This is a genomic window from Bradyrhizobium sp. CCBAU 51753 (assembly GCF_015291565.1).
Classification (GTDB): Bacteria; Pseudomonadota; Alphaproteobacteria; order Rhizobiales; family Xanthobacteraceae; genus Bradyrhizobium; species Bradyrhizobium ivorense.
Window position 1 is genome coordinate 6,312,745 of the sequence record NZ_CP030037.1, and the last position, 15,918, is coordinate 6,328,662.

Genomic DNA, 15,918 nt, shown 5'->3' on the forward strand with positions numbered 1-15,918 from the left:
CCTCTCCCAAGGGAGAGGTGAACCATGATGCCGTTCTAGCTCAACCTAACTTCATCATGCGCTAGTCGACGAACACCACGGTCTTGCGGCCGTTCAGGATGACGCGGTCGGCCAGGTGATAGCGGATCGCGCGCGCCAGCACGCGGCGCTCGATGTCGCGGCCCTTGCGCACGAGATCCTCGGGCGTGTCGCGGTGGCTGATGCGCTCGACGTCCTGGTCGATGATCGGGCCCTCGTCGAGATCGCGCGTGACGTAATGCGCGGTGGCGCCGATCAGCTTGACGCCGCGCTCATGCGCCTGGTGGTAGGGTTTTGCACCCTTGAAGCCGGGCAGGAACGAGTGATGGATGTTGATGCAGCGGCCGCTGAGCCGCGCCGACATCTCGTCGGAGAGGATCTGCATATAGCGCGCCAGCACCACGAGATCGGTTTTGGTGTCCTGCGCCAGCTGCCAGACCGCGTCCTCCTGCTGGCGCTTGGTCTCCTTGGTCACCGGCAGATGGTGGAACGGGATGTCGCCGAAATCGAGCGAGCCGTAGACCTCGCGCGGATGGTTGGAGACGATCGCGGTCGGAATCATCTCGAGCTCGCCGGTGCGCCAGCGATAGAGGATGTCGACCAGGCAGTGATCGGACTTCGACACCAGCAGCATCACGCGGCGGCGGGTGGCGCGGTCGCGCATCTGCCAGTCCATGCCGAAGCGCTCGGCGATCGCGGTAAAGCCGGTCTGCAGCGCCGCGAGCTCGACCGCGAGGTCGGCCGCGGTGAACACCACGCGCATGAAGAATTTGCCGGTCTCGATGTCGTCGAACTGCTGGGCGTCGAGAATGTTCTGCCCGTTATGGGCGAGGAAGGTCGAGACCGCGGAGACGATGCCCGGGCGATCCGGACAGGACAGGGTCAGAACGAATTGATGGTCGGGCATGCCAATTGACCAAAGCTTGAGCAGGAACGTGCGGAGTGGCGATTTTTCGGCCCCGTCTAGCACCGCCCGCGCCCTTGCGCCAATCCCGCTCAGGGTTCAAATCGAACCAATGACGGCAATATTTGTTGGGACATCATCATGGCTGACCGGCTGAACGGCTACCGCATCCTCATCCTGGAGACCCGCGAGGAGGCGCAGTTCTCCCGCCTGCTCGCCGAGCAGGGCGCGGACGTGCTGCAATGCCCGATGTTCACCATCCATGACGCGCCTGATCCGGCGCCGATCGAGGCCTGGATTCGCCGCGCCGTCGAGCGGCCGCTCGACGATCTCGTGCTGATGACCGGCGAAGGCCTGCGCCGCCTGATGAAGGTGGTGCGCCGGATCGGGCTGGAGGCGGAGTTCGTCGGCGGCCTCGCCAAGGCGCGCAAGTTTGCCCGCGGCCCGAAGCCCGGGCGAGCGCTACGTGAGATTGGGCTGGAGCCGCAGCTGACGACCGAGAAACCGACCTCGGAGGGCGTCGCCGAGATGCTGTCCAAACTCGACCTGAAGGGCCATCGCCTCGGCCTGCAGCTCTATCCGGACAAGGACCATGCGACGCTGATCGGCGCCATCACGGCGCAGGGCGCCGACGTCGATACCGTGCTGCCCTATGTCTATGACGCCGAGGCCGCCGACGCCAACATCGTCACCGCGATCGAGGAGATGGCGCAGGGCCGCATCGACGCGGTCGCGCTGACCAGTTCCGGCCAGGTTCGCCGATTGATCGACGTCGCCAAGGCGCATGGCTGCGAGCCGCAACTCCGCGATGGCTTGCAGCGCACGCCGATCGCCTCGGTCGGGCCCGTGGTGTCGGACGAGTTGCAGGCCTATGGCCTGCGCACCGACATCTATCCGGCCAACGATGCCTTCTTCATGAAGCCGCTGATCTCGGCAATGGCGGCGGCGCTGGCGAAGAACCCGCCGCGGATGGCGGCGAAGTAGCCGCAACCGCCGTCATTGCGAGCGCCAGCGAAGCAATCCATCCCTCCGCGCAAGCTGAAGCATGGATTGCTTCGCTGCGCTCGCAATGACGGGGAGAGAGCCCTACTCCGCCGCCTGTTTGGTCTCGCTGAGAAAAGCCTGGTAGGCGAGCCGGATGCCGTCCTCGAGCGACGTCGTCGCGCGCCAGCCGAGTTTTGCCAGCCGGCTGACGTCGAGCAGTTTTCGCGGGGTGCCGTCGGGCCGCGACGTATCGAAGCTGATCTCGCCGCGATAGCCGACGGTGGCTGCAACCACGCGGGCGAATTCGGCGATGGTGATGTCCTCGCCGGTGCCGATGTTGACCAGTTCCGGCGAGGAATAGGTCTTCATCAGATGGATGCAGGCGTCGGCGAGATCGTCGACATAGAGGAACTCGCGCCGCGGCGTGCCGGTGCCCCACACCACGACGTTGCTGGCGCCCGACAGCTTGGCCTCGTGGAAGCGGCGGATCAGCGCCGCAACGACGTGGCTGTATTCGGGGTGATAATTGTCGCCGGGGCCGTACAGATTGGTCGGCATCACGCTGATGAAATCGGAGCCGTACTGGCTGCGATAGGCCTCCGCCATCTTGATGCCGGCGATCTTGGCGATCGCATAGGGCTCGTTGGTCGGCTCCAGCGGGCCGGTCAGCATCGAGTCCTCGCGCAGCGGCTGCGGCGCCAGCCGCGGATAGATGCAGGACGAGCCGAAAAACATCAGCTTCTCACAGCCATTGGCGTGCGAGGCCTGGATCACGTTGGTCGAGATCGCCAGATTGTCGTAGAGGAATTCGGCGCGCAGCGTGTTGTTGGCGACGATGCCGCCGACCTTGGCCGCGGCGAGAAACACCGCCTGCGGCCGCTTGGCGGCGAACCAGGCATCCACCGCCGCCTGGTTGCGCAGGTCGACCTCGCTGCGCGAGATCGTCAAGAGGTCCGCCCCCTCGCGCGCCAGCCGGCGCAGCAGCGCCGAGCCGACCATGCCGCGATGGCCGGCGACGAAAACCGTCTTGCCCTTCAGTTCAAACGGAGCGTTTGCCATTGGCGGCGTCCTGTCTGGCTTCGGCGAGATCGCCGGCGACCATTTCCTTCACCAGTTGCGCGAACGACGTCTTCGGCTTCCATCCGAGCTTGGCCTTCGCCTTGCTCGCGTCGCCGATCAGAAGATCGACCTCGGTGGGGCGGAAATAGGTCGGGTCGATCCGCACCACGGTCTTGCCGGTTGCCTTGTCGATACCGACCTCGTCGACACCCTTGCCGCGCCACTCGACGCTGCGGCCGACCTCGGCAAACGCCAGCTCGATGAATTCGCGCACCGAACGGGTCTCACCGGTCGACAGCACGAAGTCGTCGGGGCTATCGGCCTGCAGGATCATGTGCATGCCCTCGACATAGTCGCGGGCATGGCCCCAGTCGCGCTTGGCCTCGAGATTGCCGAGATAGATCGTCTTCTCCAGGCCGACCTCGATGCGGGCGACGCCGCGGGTGATCTTGCGGGTCACGAAGGTTTCGCCGCGAATCGGGCTCTCGTGATTGAACAGGATGCCGTTGCAGGCGAACATGTTGTAGGCCTCACGGTAGTTCACCGTGATCCAGTAGCCATAGAGCTTGGCGACGCCATAGGGCGAGCGCGGGTAGAACGGGGTGGTCTCCTTCTGCGGCACTTCCTGCACCAGGCCGTACAGTTCCGAGGTCGATGCCTGGTAGAACCGGGTCTCCTTTTCCATGCCGAGGATGCGGATCGCCTCCAGGAGGCGCAGCACGCCGATCGCGTCGGCGTTGGCGGTGTATTCCGGGCTCTCGAAGGAAACCGCGACGTGGCTCTGGGCCGCCAGATTGTAGACCTCGGTCGGCCGGATCTGCTGCATCAGCCGGATCAGATTGGTCGAATCGGTCATGTCACCGTAGTGCATCAGGAACGGCACATTGCCGACATGCGGGTCCTGATAGAGGTGATCGACGCGCGCGGTGTTGAACGAGGACGACCGGCGCTTGATGCCATGCACGGTGTAGCCGAGACCGAGCAGGTACTCGGCGAGGTAGGCACCGTCCTGCCCGGTGACACCGGTGATCAGCGCCACGCGCCGCTTCGAATCCTGAACTGCCATATTGTCTCCAGAGGGCGCGAACCCGCGCGGTCCCAACTCGGGCCGGTCTGTAGCATCCGACCCGGCCCAAGTCTAATGCCCCGCCCCCCGAATCAGGACCCAAAATCCCACAAAATGCCTCCGTTTTGGGCCCGGGGCGGTCACTCGCCGTAGTGGCGGAGCCGTTCCAGGTCGATGATGGTCACCCCGCCATATTCGAGCCGGAGCAGGCCCTCCCGTTCCAGCCGTTTCAGGCACTGGTTGGCGTTCTGCCTGCTAATCCCGGACAGCGCGCCGATCTCCTCCTGGGTGATTTCCAGGTGCCGCGTCAGGTCGGGATAGAGGATCGGATTGAACAGCGAGGCGATCGAGCGGGCCAGCCGCGCGGTGGCATCGAGGGTGCGGCCATATTCGAGCAGCGCGATGAACTGGCCGAGCCGCTCGTTGAGCTGCCCGACCAGGAAACGGTTGAAGCCGACGCTGTTCTCGAACAGCCAGACGAAGGTGCGGCGGTCCATCATCGCCAGCCGCGTGTCGCGCAGCGCGACCACGTCGTAGCGCCGCAACTCGTTCTTGAGCACGGTGCCCTCGCCGAACCACGCGCCGGCGGTGAGGCCGGCAAAGCTCGCCGCCTTGCCGCCGCGCGACACGATGCCCATCCGCGCGAGGCCGGTGACGATGCCGGTCCAGTACTGGAAATTGTCGCCGCGCGCGAAGATGAATTCGTTGGCGCGGTAGGATTTCTCGGAGACGCCGGCGCGCGCGATCTCGATTTCCGCCTCGGTCAGTTCGCGCGACCACACCGCGATGCGCTTCAGGTAATCAGCAGCAATCATTCGAGCGACGGCACCCCACCCCAGCTATATTGCACCGCAACAGGCCGCAGCAACCAGTCCAGGAACCGGCGTCTTTGGAATGCCAGCAAAAATTCCTGCCCAATTGTCCGGCACATGACAATTCAACCTAACGCTTTCCCGTATTGAGAACCACCTCGCGTAACGCCGCGCACGCTCCGAACGGATCGCTAGTGGCAGATGACGCGAGGTGGGACAGGTGGGTGCGGCGTTACCGCGCATCATGTCGGTGAACGGCAAGCGACGCTTCCGGCTCCGGCATCAGTCGGATGGTCACCCCACAGCGGCCCATGTAGGATCGACGTGTAAGATCGATGCAAGATCGAAGTCGTGCTTTCAAGCGAAGATAAAGAGCGCGCCAAGCGCCTTATCTGGAGGGAACAGGGTGGCCGATAGTCTTGAGGTGCGCGGAGTCTCATTACGCTTTGGCGGCGTGCGTGCGCTGACCGATGTGAGCTTCGGCGTCAACGAGGGCGAGCTGTTTTCGATTATCGGCCCGAACGGCGCCGGCAAGACCTCGATCGTCAACTGCATCTCCGGCCGCTACCGGCCGACCGAGGGCCAGCTGTTCTGGCGCGGCCAGGACATCACCGGGCTCAACCCCAATGCGCGGCCGGCGCTCGGCATCGGCCGCACCTTCCAGAATCTCGCGCTGTTCCACCATATGAGCGTGCTCGACAACATCATGGTCGGCCGCCATCACCTCCTGAAGAACAACTTCATCACGGGATCGCTGTACTGGCTGACCGGCGCGCGGCGCGAGGAGCTCGAGCATCGCCGCAAGGTCGAGGAGATCATCGACTTCCTCGACCTGCAGTCGGTGCGCAAGGCGACCGCCGGCACCCTGCCCTACGGCCTGCGCAAGCGGGTCGAGCTCGCCCGCGCGATGGCGCTGGAGCCGCGGCTGATCCTGCTCGACGAGCCGATGGCCGGCATGAACTTCGAAGAGAAGGAGGACATGGCGCGCTACATTGTCGATCTCAACGAGGAGTTCGGCATGACCGTGATGATGATCGAGCACGACATGGGCGTCGTGATGGACATCTCCCACCGCGTCATGGTGCTCGACTTCGGCCGCAAGATCGCCGAGGGCGACCCGGCGGCCGTGCTCGCCGATCCGCATGTCAAGCGCGCCTATCTCGGCGAAGAGGACGAGGTGCTGGTCGACCCCGACGACAAGCCGTCGGTGCGGGAGAGCGCGGCATGATGGACTACGCCGGTCGCGCCGCGCAGGCCGACACCTTCCCGAAGATGCTGCGCCTGAACGCAAAGGAGCACGGCAAGGAGATCGCCCTGCGCGAAAAGGACTTCGGGCTGTGGCGCGAATTCACCTGGAACGACTACCAGACCCGCACCCATGATTTCGCGCTCGGCATGGTCGAGCTCGGGCTCGGCCGCGGCGACGTGATCGGCATCATCGGCGACAACCGGCCGGACTGGGTCGCCGCCGAGATCGCGGCCCACGCCATCGGCGCCATGAGCCTTGGCCTTTACCGCGACGTGCTCGACGAGGAAGCCGCCTATCTCCTGAGCTACGGCGAGGCCAAGCTGGTGTTCGCCGAGGACGAGGAGCAGGTCGACAAGCTGCTCGGCCTCGCCGATCGCGTGCCGCAGCTCAAGCACATCGTCTATTCCGACCCGCGCGGCATGCGGAAGTACGACGACCCGCGGCTGATGGAGGCGAGCAAGCTGGTCGCGATGGGCCGCGAGCGCGCCGCGCGCGAGCCGACCCTGTACGACAGCCTGGTCGACGCGACCAACGGCGAGGACGTCGCAATCCTCTGCACGACCTCGGGCACCACGGCCAACCCGAAGCTTGCGATGCTTGCCGCGGGCCGCGTGCTGCGGCATTGCGCGACGTATCTCGCCTTCGATCCGAAGGGCCCGGACGACGAATACGTCTCGGTGCTGCCGCTGCCCTGGATCATGGAGCAGGTCTACGCGATGGGCAAAGGGCTGCTTTGCCGGATGAAGGTCAACTTCGTTGAAGAGCCCGACACCATGATGCACGATTTCCGCGAGATCGCGCCGACCTTCGTGCTGTTCGCGCCGCGGGTCTGGGAATCGATCGCCGCCGACGTCCGCGCCGGCGTGATGGATGCCTCGCCGTTCAAGCAGCGGCTCTACGATCTCGGCATGAGGACCGGTCTCGCCGCGCTGGCCGAGGGCAAGCGCTCGATGTTCGCCGACCAGCTGCTGTTTCGCGCGCTGCGCGACCGGCTCGGCTTCACCCGGCTGCGCTCGGCGGCGACCGGCGGCGCCGCGCTCGGGCCGGAGACCTTCAAGTTCTTCCAGGCGATGGGCGTGCCGCTGCGCACGCTGTACGGCCAGACCGAGCTGCTCGGCGCCTACACGCTGCATCCGGCAGGCAAGGTCGACCCCGATACCACGGGCGTCCCGATGGACGACACGATCGAGATCCGGGTCGACAATCCCGACGTCAACGGCGTCGGCGAGATTGTGGTCCGTCACCCCAACATGTTCCTCGGCTATTACAAGAACCCCGAGGCCTCGGTCGCCGACATCAAGGACGGCTGGATGCATTCCGGCGATGCCGGCTACTACAACGACGCCAAGCAGCTGGTCGTGATCGACCGCATCAAGGATCTCGCCGAGACCGCGCGCGGCGAACGCTTCTCGCCGCAATATATCGAGAACAAGCTGAAATTCTCGCCCTACGTCGCCGAAGCCGTCGTGCTCGGCGCCGGCCGCGACGCGCTCGCGGCGATGATCTGCATCCGCTACTCGATCATCTCGAAATGGGCGGAGAAGAACCGGCTCTCGTTCACGACCTACACCGACCTTTCCTCCCGCCCCGAGGTCTATGCGCTGCTCAGGAAAGAGGTCGAAACCGTCAACGCCACGCTGCCGCCGGCGCAGCGCATCTCGCGCTTCCTGCTGCTCTACAAGGAGCTCGACGCCGACGACGGCGAACTGACCCGCACCAGAAAAGTCCGCCGCGGCGTCATCAACGAGAAATACGCCGACATCATCGAGGCGATCTATCGCGGCAAGGCCAACATCCCGGTCGACACCGTGATCCGCTTCCAGGACGGCACCACCCAGCGCGTGCGCACCACGCTGCAGGTCGTCGACCTCGGCCGCGCCATGACCGCGGAGGCCGCGGAATGAGGCCTCTCAACGCGAGCGCTGCTCTTCACCTCGCCCCGCTTGCGGGGAGAGGTCGGATCGCGTCAGCGATCCGGGTGAGGGGGAGCCTCCGCGAGCGCGGTGATAATCGTTTCGAGAACGCCCGCCAAATTGCTGGAAACCTCGTTGTTCCAGAAACGCAGGACCCGATAGTTGTGGTCGACGAGCCATTTGTCGCGAACGGCATCGTGCTGGCTGTTAGCATGTTGCCCACCGTCCACCTCGATGACGAGGCGGCGTTCGCGGCAGATGAAGTCGACGGTGTACGGACCAATCGGCTCCTGTCTGACAAACTTGTAGCCGCTCAGCCTGCGGGCGCGAAGCCGGTACCAGAGCTTCCCTTCGGCATCAGTCGAGGCATTTCGCAGATTCCTTGCTCGCTCGGTCTTGGACTCATCAGCACCGCGCATGCGGAGACTCCCCCTCACCCGTCGCGCTTCGCGCGCCGGCCTCTCCCCGCAAGCGGGGAGAGGCGAAGGATCGAGCATAGCACATGAACACCGCATTCCTGATCCAGCTCATCGTCAACGGTCTCGTGGTCGGCACGCTCTATGGCGTGGTCGCGATGTCGTTTGTGCTGATCTACAAGGCGACGCAGGTCGTGAACTTCGCGCAGGGCGAACTGCTGCTGGTCGGCGCCTGGGTGTGCTGGGCGCTGCTGACCAAGTATCAGCTGCCGTTCTGGATCGGCATGCCTGTTACGCTGGTGTTCATGTTCATCTTCGGCATCGCGATCCAGGTCATCGTCCTGCGGCCGATGATCGGCGAGCCGATCATCTCGGTCATCATGGTGACGATCGGCCTGTCGACCGTGTTCCAGGCCGCGCTGAAGTGGATCTTCGGCGTCAACCCGCAGCCGTTCCCGCGGGTGTTCGAGAGCCAGTCGGTCAACCTGTTCGGGCTGCAGATCCAGACCGTCTATGTCATGAGCCTCGTGGTGTCGCTCGCCATGATGTTCGGCATGGCCTGGTTCTTCCGCGCCTCCAAATACGGCCTCGCAATGCGCGCCACCGCCTTCAACCAGCAGGTCGCGCAGTCGCTCGGCATCTCCGTGAAGAGCGTATTCGCGATGGCCTGGGCGATCTCGGCCACCGTGTCGGCGGTCGCCGGCGTCGTGGTCGCCGTGGTCAACGGCGTGTCGTCCGGCCTCTCCGCCTACGGCATCAAGGTGTTTCCGGCGGCGATCCTCGGCGGCCTCGACTCGGTCGGCGGCGCCGTGCTCGGCGGCATCATCATCGGGCTCCTGGAGAACATCGCGCAATATGTCGACAGCCAGTATCTGCACCTCGGCAATCTCTACGAGATCGCGCCGTTCTACGTCTTGATCATCATCCTGATGATCAAGCCCTACGGCCTGTTCGGCACCAAGGACATTGAGCGGGTTTGATCGATGGCAACAAGCACCCTGATTCCGTCGGGCGATTTCCGCACCAGCTATGCGGCCGACACCACGATCTTCCCGACCGCGACCAGCCGTAACTTCGCGCTGCTCGGCATCGCGCTGGCCTGCTTTGCGCCGATGCTGCTCAGCAATTACTGGCTCTCGATCGCGATCCAGATCGGCATCTTCGCGATCGCAGCGCTCGGCCTCAACGTCCTGGTCGGCTTCACCGGCCAGATCTCGATCGGGCACGCCGCGTTCTTCCTGCTCGGCGCCTTCACCTCGGCCTACATCTCCAACAATGCACCGATCCCGGTGTTCTTCGCCATTCCGCTGGCCGGCCTGATCACCGCGCTGGTCGGCCTGATCTTCGGCGTGCCGGCGGCGCGGCTGAAGGGGCTCTACCTCGTCATCGCCACCCTCGCCGCGCAGTACATCCTGCTCGACTTCTTCTCGCGCGCCGAATGGTTCTCCGGCGGCTCGGTGCCGGCCAGCGCCAACCCGTTCTCGATCTTCGGCTACACCTTGCGCGGCGACCGGCAGTATTTCTACGTCGTGCTGGCCTACATGGTGGTCAGCTATCTGCTCGTCACCAATCTGATGCGCACCCGCGACGGCCGCGCGCTGGTCGCGATCCGCGACCACTATCTCTCCGCCGAGATCATGGGTATCAACCTGACCAAGTACCGCACGCTGTCGTTCGGGCTGGCCGCCTTCTTCGCCGGCATCGCCGGCGCGCTCTACGCGCACTACCAGCTCGTCGTCTCCCAGGAGGGCTTCGGCATCGAGCGCTCGGTGCTGTTCCTCGCCATGGTGATCATCGGCGGCACCGGCTCGGTCATGGGCACGCTGATGGGCACCGCCTTCGTGGTGCTGCTGCCGGAATCGATGGAATGGCTGAGTGCGTGGCTGAAGGGCGGCGCAATCGACAAGGCGCTGCAGCTCAACAACAACATCACCTTCCTGCGCGAGATCGCGATCGGGCTGATCATCATCGGCTTTTTGATGTTCGAGCCGGACGGGCTCGCACACCGCTGGCGGCAGATCAAGGCTTATTGGAAACTCTACCCGTTCTCGCACTGAGGCAGGCACGGGATATTACCCACAAGATCGTTCAACGAAAAACCGGAGGAAACAACAATGACGATGAGATCCCTTTTGAGCTCGGTCTCGCTGGCGCTGCTGATCGGCAGCGCCGCCACCGCCGCGCAGGCCCAGATCGCGATCGGCCATCTGCAGGACCTCTCGGGCGGCACCTCCGACGTCGGCACGCCCTACGGCCAGGCCGTCGTCGACACCTTCGCCTGGGTCAACAAGAACGGCGGCGTCGGCGGCAAGCAGCTCAATGTCGACAGCAACGACTACGGCTACCAGGTGCCGCGCGCGATCGCGCTGTATAAGAAGTGGTCGGCGCCCGACGGCAAGGTCGCTGCGATCATGGGCTGGGGCACCGCGGATACCGAGGCGCTGACCGGCTTCCTCGCCCAGGACAAGATCCCCGACATCTCCGGCTCCTACGCCGCAGCCCTGACCGATCCGGAGGGCAGCAGCGGCAAGGCCAAGCCCGCGCCGTACAATTTCTTCTACGGCCCGAGCTATTCGGACTCGATGCGCGCGATGCTGACCTGGGCGGCGGAGGACTGGAAGGCCAAGGGCAAGTCGGGCAAGCCGAAGTTCGTCCATATGGGCGCCAACCACCCGTATCCGAACGCGCCGAAGGCCGCCGGCGAAGCGCTGGCGACCGAGCTCGGCTTCGAGGTGCTGCCGCCGCTGGTGTTCGCGCTGACGCCAGGCGACTATTCGGCGCAGTGCCTGAGCCTGAAGAGCTCGGGTGCCAACTACGCCTATCTCGGCAACACCGCGGCCTCCAACATTTCGGTGCTGAAGGCCTGCAAGACCGCCGGCGTCGACGTCCAGTTCCTCGGCAATGTCTGGGGCATGGACGAGAACGCCGCCAAGACCGCGGGCGATGCCGCCGACGGCGTGATCTTCCCGCTGCGCACCGCGGTCGCCTGGGGCGGCAACGCGCCCGGCATGAAGACGCTGATGGAAATCTCCAAGATGTCCGATCCCTCGGGCAAGGTGTATCGCCCGGTGCACTACATCGCCGCGGTCTGCAGCGCCCTGTACCTGAAGGAAGCGCTCGACTGGGCCGTCAAGAACGGCGGCGCCACCGGCGAGAACGTCGCCAAGGGCTTCTACCAGAAGAAGGATTGGGTGCCGGCCGGCATGGACGGCGTCTGCAATCCCTCGACCTGGACCGAGAAAGATCACCGCCCGACCATGAAAGTCGATCTCTATCGCTCGAAAGTATCAGGCGCGACCGATGGCGACCTCAACGACCTGATGAGCAAGGGCACGATCAAGCTCGAGAAGGTGAAGACCGTCGAACTGCCCCGCAAGCCGGAATGGTTCGGCTGGTGAGGCTCGTGAGGCTGCCGACAGCGCAGCCCCACCATAACTCGTCATCCCCCGCGAAAGCGGGGGATCCAGTACGCCGCGGCTTCTCGGTTGATCGCTGGCGTCTCTGGAATACTGGGTCACCCGCTCTAGTGCGCAGTTGCGCACGAAACGCGGGTGACGACAGTCGAAGGTGATCGAAGCATGACTGACACCGCAACAGCCACCACGCGCACAGTCCCGACGGCGGTCCCGCCGCCACCGCTGCTCAGCGTCAACAACATCGAGGTCGTCTATGACGACGTCATCCTGGTGCTGCGCGGGCTGAGCCTCGAAGTGCCGAAGGGCGCGATCGTGGCCCTGCTCGGCGCCAACGGCGCCGGCAAGTCGACGACCCTGAAGGCGATCTCCGGCCTGCTCAAGACCGAGGACGGTGAGGTCACCCGCGGCGAGATCCTGTTCGAGGGCCAGCGCATCAACGGCATCGATCCGGACAAGATCGTCCGCCGCGGCATTTTCCAGGTGATGGAAGGCCGCCGCATCGTCGCCGACATGACGTCGCTGGAGAATTTGCGGCTCGGCGCCTTCACCCGCCGCGACAACGAGGTTTCCGCCGACATCGACATGGTGTTCAAATATTTCCCGCGCCTGAAGGAGCGCACCGGCCTTGCCGGCTATCTCTCCGGCGGCGAGCAGCAGATGCTGGCGATCGGCCGCGCGCTGATGGCGCGCCCGAAGATGATCCTGATGGACGAGCCGTCGATGGGATTGTCGCCGCTGCTGGTCAAGGAAGTGTTCGCGATCATCAAGGAGATCAACCGCGATCTCGGGGTCACCATCCTCTTGGTCGAGCAGAATGCGCGCGCCGCGCTGTCGGTCGCCAGCCACGGCTACATCATGGAACAGGGCAAGGTGGTGCTGGACGGCTCCGCCGACGAACTGCGCGACAACGAGGACGTCAAGGAATTCTACCTCGGCGGCGCCGGCGACCAGCGCAAGAGTTTCAAGAACCTGAAGAGTTTCAAGCGGCGCAAGCGCTGGCTGTAGAGCATGATACCGCGTCACGACAACCGGGCGGCGTCAGCCGAGCACTTGCTCAGCTTCGGTGATCGCGCAGAGCACATGGTAGAACGACGACGCAGGAATGGTGGCGACCAGCGAGTTGCCCTCGCGGTCGAACTGGTCGTACCAGCCGCCGGCCACGGGATGGCTGAGATAGTGCCGCTCGAGCAGCACGAGCGCCGCGCGCGCCTCGTCCGCTGCACCGCTCTCGCCCGACTCGGCCTGCGCGATCCACGCTTTCGCCAGCTCGGTCTGCGGCCACAGCCGCCGCGTGTGACGGCGGATGTTGCCCTCGGCGTCGCCCTCGTCGATCAGGCAGCCGGTCGCATCGCGATAGCGCAGCGCCGACGCCAAAAGTTCACCGCGCGGACGCCCGGTCGGGCAGCCGGTGACGCGCTCGAAGCCCTTCAGCAGCCAGATCCACTCCGCAAGATGCCCGGGCTCGACGCTGACCGGGGGAATCTTCGACCAGTCCTCCTCGAAATATTCGCCGAGCACGCGCGTCTGCTTGTCGTAGAGGCTGGCGAGGAACAGCGCGAAGAACTCGCCGGCGCGGTTCTGGAACGACAAATCGTGGGTGGCGTCGAAGCAGGCGATCATCGCCTCGAACAAATGCATCTGCGGGTTCTGCCGGCGCGGCATCGCAGGCGGCAGCCCCTCCAGGAAGCCGCCATGCGGCGAGCGCAGCTTGCTGTCGAGGAACGACAGCAATTCGTCCATCTCGGCCTTGACCTGAGCATCGGGCTCGAGGCCGTAGACCGTCGCCAGTGCGAGCAGCACGAAGGAGTGGCCGTAGGTGTCGCGCAGCGGGTCCGCGACACCGCCGTCCGGCGTCAGGCCGTAGACAAAGCCCGGCCGGCCGTCCGGCGCCTTGGCCTTGGCGAGCAGATACTCCAATCCCTTGAGCGCGATCGCGCGGCCTTCCGGGTACCAGCCCATCTGCGCCGCCTTGGCGTAGCAATAGATTTGCCGTGCCTGCACAACCACGCGGCGCGGCGCGGCGCGATCGGCGCTGCCGTCCTGGTGCAGCCGTTCGATGAACCCACCGGTCGCAGCATCCCAGCCCACGGTCGACCACAGCGGCAGCGCCTGCTCGATCATGTGGCGCTTCAATCTCGCGACGACGCCCGCCGCTCCGTCCTGTGCTTCAGTCATCGCGCTTCCTGGAACCATCCCGATACAAGCGATCACCGTCTGATAGCACGCGCAAGGCCGCGTGCCACCAGCGCAATCCGTCCCAAGGACCCGCCATGACCGAACACTACGACGCCCTTGAAACGCGCGACCCGGCCGAGCGCGAAGCAGACTTGTTCGCCCGGCTGCCGGAGGTGCTGCGCCAGGCGATGGCGGCACCGGCCTACGCCAATCTGCTGCGCGGAACCGATCCTGCGTCAGTGACGAGCCGCGGCGCGCTGGCGCGGCTGCCGGTGCTGCGCAAGTCGGACCTGCCCGCCTTGCACAAGGCCGCCCCGCCGTTCGGCGGTTTCGTGGCCGACAAGCCGGGCTCGTTCGCCCGCCTGTTCACCTCGCCCGGGCCGATCTTCGAGCCGGAAGGCCGCCAGGCCGATCCGTGGCGCGGCGCGCGCGCGCTGTTTGCGGCCGGCTTTCGCCCGGGCGACGTGGTGCTGAACACCTTCAGCTATCACCTCACCCCCGGCGGCTTCATCTTCGACGCCTCCGCGCGCGCGCTCGGCTGCGCGGTGATTCCTGCGGGCCCTGGCAACACCGAGCAGCAATTCGAGCTGATCGAGGCCTACCGCCCGGTCGGCTACAGCGGCACCCCGGACTTCTTGAAGATCCTGCTCGACGCCGCCGCCAGCGCGGGGCGCGACGTCTCCTCGATCAAGCGCGCGCTGGTGTCCGGCGCGGCGTTCCCGAAATCACTGCAGGAGGAGATGAAGTCGCGCGGCATCGAGGCCCGCCAGGCCTTCGGCACCGCCGATCTCGGCATGGTCGCGTTCGAGACGCCGGCGGGCGACGGCATGACGGTCAACGAGGATTTGATCCTCGAGATCGTGAAGCCCGGCACCGGCGATCCGGTCGCGCCGGGTGACGTCGGCGAGATCGTCGTCACCTCGCTCGATCCGCATCATCCCTGGATCCGGCTGGCGCTCGGCGACCTCACCGCCGCGCTGCCGGGCAACAGCCCGTGCGGACGCACCAACATGCGCATCAGGGGCTGGATGGGCCGCGCCGATCAGACCACCAAGGTCAAGGGCATGTTCGTCCGCCCCGAGCAGATCGCGGAAATCGGCAAGCGGCATCCCGAGCTTGGGCGGCTGCGCCTCGTCGTCACCCGCGCGGGGGAATCCGATGTGATGACGCTGCGGGCCGAATGCACCGCGCCGCACGACGCGCTGCAGACCGAGCTTGCGGCCACGCTGCGTGCGGTCACCAAGCTCGGCGGCGCCGTGGAACTGGTCGGCGCAGGCCAGCTGCCGAACGACGGCAAGGTGATTGCCGACGAACGTTGAGCCAGCGCCGCGCCGCGGCTTCAATCCCGGCGGCGACTTTGCTCGTTGGGCAGGACGGCCCAATAGTTCCGGCCATTGTCGTTCGGGTCGCTGTTGTCGCTGGCCGAGAACGCCACGCCGCTGCGCCAGTGCGCGTAACGCCCTGCTCCGAGCCGCGCGATATCGCCGAACGTATTGTGGGCGGGTCCGAGCGGAACGCCATCCTCATAGACAATGATCGGCGACTGCTGCGCCTCGACCTTGTCGTCGTCGGCCCATGGCGCCAGCTTGCTCAGCACGTCCTGACGGCTGACGGCGGCGTGGTCATGGGCCTCAAACGGCTTGCTCAGCCTGATCACGATCGTGCCCTTGGGCACCGGATCGACATAGCGGTGGTTCATCCACGCTGCGAGCGGCAGGTAGATAGCGAACAGCGCTGCAACAGCAGCGCTAAACCTGACCGTTAACGCAGGATGATTGATCAACCGCACCGATGCAACTCGCATTCCACATTCCATCATCGGGCGCCGCGGTCTTGGCAACCTGGCTTGGCAACCTCGGCTGTGGGGATGCTAGCATAGCCGGTAGGGGATGTTTAAGGCCGAAAT

At 65.3% G+C, this 15,918-nt stretch carries 15 protein-coding genes; 8 read left to right on the plus strand and 7 right to left on the minus strand.

Annotation, left to right across the window (positions count from 1 at the left end):
* Window positions 1-61 precede the first annotated feature (61 nt).
* Window positions 62-925, minus strand: a complete 864-nt coding sequence (gene purU, locus XH93_RS28925; protein WP_194470090.1) for a formyltetrahydrofolate deformylase — start codon at window positions 923-925, stop codon at window positions 62-64.
* A 138-nt stretch (window positions 926-1,063) separates the two neighbouring features.
* On the opposite strand from purU, the gene XH93_RS28930 reads away from it, so the two are divergent.
* Window positions 1,064-1,906, plus strand: a complete 843-nt coding sequence (locus XH93_RS28930) for a uroporphyrinogen-III synthase (protein ID WP_194470091.1) — start codon at window positions 1,064-1,066, stop codon at window positions 1,904-1,906.
* Between the two features lie 102 nt (window positions 1,907-2,008).
* Here the strand turns inward: XH93_RS28930 and XH93_RS28935 are convergent, their stop codons facing one another.
* The 3 genes from XH93_RS28935 to XH93_RS28945 form a co-directional block, all read right to left on the minus strand.
* Window positions 2,009-2,965: a GDP-L-fucose synthase gene (locus XH93_RS28935; RefSeq protein ID WP_139485128.1), complete on the minus strand. Its 957-nt coding sequence runs from the start codon at window positions 2,963-2,965 to the stop codon at window positions 2,009-2,011.
* Window positions 2,946-4,031, minus strand: a complete 1,086-nt coding sequence (gene gmd / locus XH93_RS28940) for a GDP-mannose 4,6-dehydratase (RefSeq protein ID WP_194470092.1) — start codon at window positions 4,029-4,031, stop codon at window positions 2,946-2,948. Before gmd ends, XH93_RS28935 begins: the two co-directional genes overlap by 20 nt.
* Window positions 4,032-4,171: 140 nt before the next feature.
* Window positions 4,172-4,846 (minus strand): Crp/Fnr family transcriptional regulator, encoded by a 675-nt coding sequence (locus XH93_RS28945; protein WP_194470093.1) that lies wholly within the window; start codon window positions 4,844-4,846, stop codon window positions 4,172-4,174.
* Window positions 4,847-5,249: 403 nt separating this feature from the next.
* On the opposite strand from XH93_RS28945, the gene XH93_RS28950 reads away from it, so the two are divergent.
* Both XH93_RS28950 and XH93_RS28955 read left to right on the plus strand, forming a co-directional pair.
* Complete coding sequence (locus tag XH93_RS28950) at window positions 5,250-6,071, plus strand: ABC transporter ATP-binding protein (protein ID WP_194470094.1); 822 nt, start codon at window positions 5,250-5,252, stop codon at window positions 6,069-6,071.
* On the plus strand, window positions 6,068-7,996 hold the full coding sequence (locus tag XH93_RS28955) for a long-chain fatty acid--CoA ligase (protein WP_194470095.1): 1,929 nt from the start codon (window positions 6,068-6,070) through the stop codon (window positions 7,994-7,996). Before XH93_RS28950 ends, XH93_RS28955 begins: the two co-directional genes overlap by 4 nt.
* A gap of 62 nt (window positions 7,997-8,058) precedes the next feature.
* Here XH93_RS28955 and XH93_RS28960 read toward each other — a convergent pair whose 3' ends face one another.
* A complete protein-coding gene (locus XH93_RS28960) occupies window positions 8,059-8,424 on the minus strand; it encodes an endonuclease domain-containing protein (RefSeq protein WP_194470096.1) in 366 nt (121 codons plus the stop codon).
* A gap of 83 nt (window positions 8,425-8,507) precedes the next feature.
* On the opposite strand from XH93_RS28960, the gene XH93_RS28965 reads away from it, so the two are divergent.
* The 4 genes from XH93_RS28965 (at window position 8,508) to XH93_RS28980 (ending at window position 12,842) form a co-directional block, all read left to right on the plus strand.
* Entirely contained in the window at window positions 8,508-9,401 is an 894-nt protein-coding gene (locus XH93_RS28965) for a branched-chain amino acid ABC transporter permease (protein WP_139863275.1), read from the plus strand.
* Window positions 9,402-9,404: 3 nt separating this feature from the next.
* Window positions 9,405-10,478, plus strand: a complete 1,074-nt coding sequence (locus tag XH93_RS28970) for a branched-chain amino acid ABC transporter permease (RefSeq protein WP_194470097.1) — start codon at window positions 9,405-9,407, stop codon at window positions 10,476-10,478.
* Window positions 10,479-10,535: 57 nt separating this feature from the next.
* Entirely contained in the window at window positions 10,536-11,819 is a 1,284-nt protein-coding gene (locus XH93_RS28975) for an ABC transporter substrate-binding protein (protein WP_194470098.1), read from the plus strand.
* A 180-nt stretch (window positions 11,820-11,999) separates the two neighbouring features.
* Complete coding sequence (locus XH93_RS28980) at window positions 12,000-12,842, plus strand: ABC transporter ATP-binding protein (RefSeq protein WP_139485119.1); 843 nt, start codon at window positions 12,000-12,002, stop codon at window positions 12,840-12,842.
* A 33-nt stretch (window positions 12,843-12,875) separates the two neighbouring features.
* Here XH93_RS28980 and XH93_RS28985 read toward each other — a convergent pair whose 3' ends face one another.
* A complete protein-coding gene (locus XH93_RS28985) occupies window positions 12,876-14,012 on the minus strand; it encodes an AGE family epimerase/isomerase (RefSeq protein ID WP_194470099.1) in 1,137 nt (378 codons plus the stop codon).
* 95 nt (window positions 14,013-14,107) lie between these two features.
* Here XH93_RS28985 and XH93_RS28990 point away from each other — a divergent pair, with 95 nt between their 5' ends.
* Window positions 14,108-15,331 carry a phenylacetate--CoA ligase family protein gene (locus XH93_RS28990; protein WP_194470100.1) on the plus strand — a complete coding sequence of 408 codons (1,224 nt, stop codon included), beginning with the start codon at window positions 14,108-14,110 and terminating at the stop codon, window positions 15,329-15,331.
* Between the two features lie 20 nt (window positions 15,332-15,351).
* On the opposite strand, the gene XH93_RS28995 is transcribed toward XH93_RS28990, so the two are convergent.
* Window positions 15,352-15,816 (minus strand): hypothetical protein, encoded by a 465-nt coding sequence (locus XH93_RS28995; protein ID WP_194470101.1) that lies wholly within the window; start codon window positions 15,814-15,816, stop codon window positions 15,352-15,354.
* Window positions 15,817-15,918: the final 102 nt, after the last annotated feature.

What these genes read in the sequence shown, in the direction of transcription:
- XH93_RS28975 (WP_194470098.1), top strand. Translation starts at nt 10,536, where the DNA reads ATGACGATGAGATCCCTTTTGAGCTCGGTCTCGCTGGCGCTGCTGATC.
- XH93_RS28980 (WP_139485119.1), top strand. Translation starts at nt 12,000, where the DNA reads ATGACTGACACCGCAACAGCCACCACGCGCACAGTCCCGACGGCGGTC.
- XH93_RS28930 (WP_194470091.1), top strand. Translation starts at nt 1,064, where the DNA reads ATGGCTGACCGGCTGAACGGCTACCGCATCCTCATCCTGGAGACCCGC.
- gmd (WP_194470092.1), bottom strand. Translation starts at nt 4,031, where the DNA reads ATGGCAGTTCAGGATTCGAAGCGGCGCGTGGCGCTGATCACCGGTGTC.
- XH93_RS28935 (WP_139485128.1), bottom strand. Translation starts at nt 2,965, where the DNA reads ATGGCAAACGCTCCGTTTGAACTGAAGGGCAAGACGGTTTTCGTCGCC.
- XH93_RS28990 (WP_194470100.1), top strand. Translation starts at nt 14,108, where the DNA reads ATGACCGAACACTACGACGCCCTTGAAACGCGCGACCCGGCCGAGCGC.
- XH93_RS28955 (WP_194470095.1), top strand. Translation starts at nt 6,068, where the DNA reads ATGATGGACTACGCCGGTCGCGCCGCGCAGGCCGACACCTTCCCGAAG.
- XH93_RS28960 (WP_194470096.1), bottom strand. Translation starts at nt 8,424, where the DNA reads ATGCGCGGTGCTGATGAGTCCAAGACCGAGCGAGCAAGGAATCTGCGA.
- XH93_RS28965 (WP_139863275.1), top strand. Translation starts at nt 8,508, where the DNA reads ATGAACACCGCATTCCTGATCCAGCTCATCGTCAACGGTCTCGTGGTC.
- XH93_RS28995 (WP_194470101.1), bottom strand. Translation starts at nt 15,816, where the DNA reads ATGCGAGTTGCATCGGTGCGGTTGATCAATCATCCTGCGTTAACGGTC.
- purU (WP_194470090.1), bottom strand. Translation starts at nt 925, where the DNA reads ATGCCCGACCATCAATTCGTTCTGACCCTGTCCTGTCCGGATCGCCCG.
- XH93_RS28985 (WP_194470099.1), bottom strand. Translation starts at nt 14,012, where the DNA reads ATGACTGAAGCACAGGACGGAGCGGCGGGCGTCGTCGCGAGATTGAAG.
- XH93_RS28945 (WP_194470093.1), bottom strand. Translation starts at nt 4,846, where the DNA reads ATGATTGCTGCTGATTACCTGAAGCGCATCGCGGTGTGGTCGCGCGAA.
- XH93_RS28970 (WP_194470097.1), top strand. Translation starts at nt 9,405, where the DNA reads ATGGCAACAAGCACCCTGATTCCGTCGGGCGATTTCCGCACCAGCTAT.